Source organism: Pseudomonas sp. NPDC089554 (assembly GCF_050280645.1).
In the GTDB taxonomy this organism is placed as follows: Bacteria; Pseudomonadota; Gammaproteobacteria; order Pseudomonadales; family Pseudomonadaceae; genus Aquipseudomonas.
Map to the genome: position 1 here is coordinate 1 of NZ_JBNNVR010000199.1, position 1,576 is coordinate 1,576.

General features: G+C 60.3%; 2 protein-coding genes and 1 pseudogene. All 3 read left to right on the top strand.

Annotated features, from left to right (window positions below; genetic code table 11):
• Window positions 1-573, top strand: a pseudogene (locus tag ACQKPE_RS26505) (hypothetical protein); the annotation flags it as partial.
• Window positions 570-1,040, top strand: coding sequence for a hypothetical protein (locus tag ACQKPE_RS26510; protein ID WP_427669643.1), 471 nt, complete (start codon window positions 570-572; stop codon window positions 1,038-1,040). The pseudogene ACQKPE_RS26505 and the gene ACQKPE_RS26510, both read left to right, overlap by 4 nt.
• The gene (locus ACQKPE_RS26515) at window positions 1,040-1,504 is read left to right on the top strand and encodes a DUF1353 domain-containing protein (RefSeq protein ID WP_427669645.1); all 465 of its coding nucleotides are present in this window, start codon (window positions 1,040-1,042) and stop codon (window positions 1,502-1,504) included. Before ACQKPE_RS26510 ends, ACQKPE_RS26515 begins: the two co-directional genes overlap by 1 nt.
• The last annotated feature ends 72 nt before the right edge of the window (window positions 1,505-1,576 follow it).

Sequence of the window (1,576 nt, forward strand, 5' to 3'; positions counted from 1 at the left end):
ATACCCGTCAACGCGTGGTGCAGTGTCTGGGTTATTTGGGGCGGCTCGGTCGGAGTGGCAGGGCTGCTTTCGCTGAGTGCCACGAACCCCTCGCTCCCAGCGGGATATACCCATAAAGCGCGTGTGAGTTGGGCTCGCACTGACGGGACGAACAAATACCCTTTGTCGTTCCTGCAAGTCGGGCGGCAAGTGCGATACATCGTCGCCGCCGGGGGCAACACCCCATCGCTGCCAACGATGGCGGGTGGGGTTCTAGGCAACGTCGCTACTCCCGTCTGGGCCGCTGTAAGCGTCGATCCATTCATTCCGCCAACCGCATCGGTCGTAGACTTCTTTGCATGGTCTTTCAGCTCGGGAGCCACCTATCAGGTGGCTGATACCAACGCCTATGGTGCCTACAACAGCGCCACAAACCCGCCGCCAATCGTGAGCAATGCATCGACCTCGGCTTCAGCGGTCGACTTCTGGCGGTCTATGTCGCGACTCGTTGTCGGTCCATCGCGGAATATTTACTGCGCGGCAAACGCCGCTGACTTCAACATTCGATGCTTGGGCTATGAGGACAACGTATGAGCTATGCGGTGAAGATCGATGAGACTGCGTATCGGGGGGTGTCATCCCGTGATGACGTTGGGGAGGATGAGTATTTCTCTGACGCACCGCCTGCCTTGCAGGCCGTGGTTTCTCCCGCCAGCGTGGATGCTGAGCGTGATCGCCGAATCGACTCAGGCATCGTCTTTCAGGGGGTTATGTTTCAGAGTCGTGCTACGGATCGCGAGAACATCGCTGGGGCCGCCCAGTTGGGCTTTATGGCCATGATGTCAGGAGCGCAGCCAGATGACCTGCGCTGGTCAGACCCCAGCGAAGATTTCGTGTGGATCGCGAGCGACAACTCCCTGGTCCCCATGGACGCCCAAACTGTCGTCGAATTCGGAAAGACGGCGGCCCAGCGCAAGCAAGCATTGATCATGGTGGGTCGCCAGCTCAAGGACATGGAATCGATCCCAGAGGACTACGCAGACGATAAATGGTGGCCGTAATGGATCACTTCCCGCTGCCGTTGCGCGTTGACCTGTCGATCCGTGGGAGCCGTGCGCGGCTCCAGGGAGGATTCATTTACCAAGACCCGCAACACGGTGCCGTACAGGTTCCCATGGGCTTTGAAACGGATTTCGCGAGCGTGAAACCGATGCGGACAATTGCACTGAGCCTGCTGGCCATAAGCTTGGTTGTCGGCTGGTTTTGGCCAGAGACTGGGGCGATGATTGGGTGTGCTGGCTATGGCGCCCTGGCGCTCTATGCGAGCGTTGTGGGCTACGGCGATGCAGCCGCGACCATCCACGACTGGCTCTACTCGGTCGGCGGTGCTGGGCAACTGGACAGGAAGGCGGCTGACCAGGTATTCCGCAATGCGCTGTGCTCCAGTGGCGTAGCGCGCTGGCGTGCATGGCTCATGTGGTCTGGCGTCCGCCTAGGTGGTCACTGGCGCTACAGAAAGGGCTAGAGGGGGCGGCTCGTGGGCTCTGCCGGTGCCAAACAGCGCGTCTTGCGGTGCCAAACCCGTCGCGCGCTTACA

Coding starts and splice junctions, on each gene's coding strand:
- ACQKPE_RS26510 (WP_427669643.1), top strand. CDS start 570: ATGAGCTATGCGGTGAAGATCGATGAGACTGCGTATCGGGGGGTGTCA.
- ACQKPE_RS26515 (WP_427669645.1), top strand. CDS start 1,040: ATGGATCACTTCCCGCTGCCGTTGCGCGTTGACCTGTCGATCCGTGGG.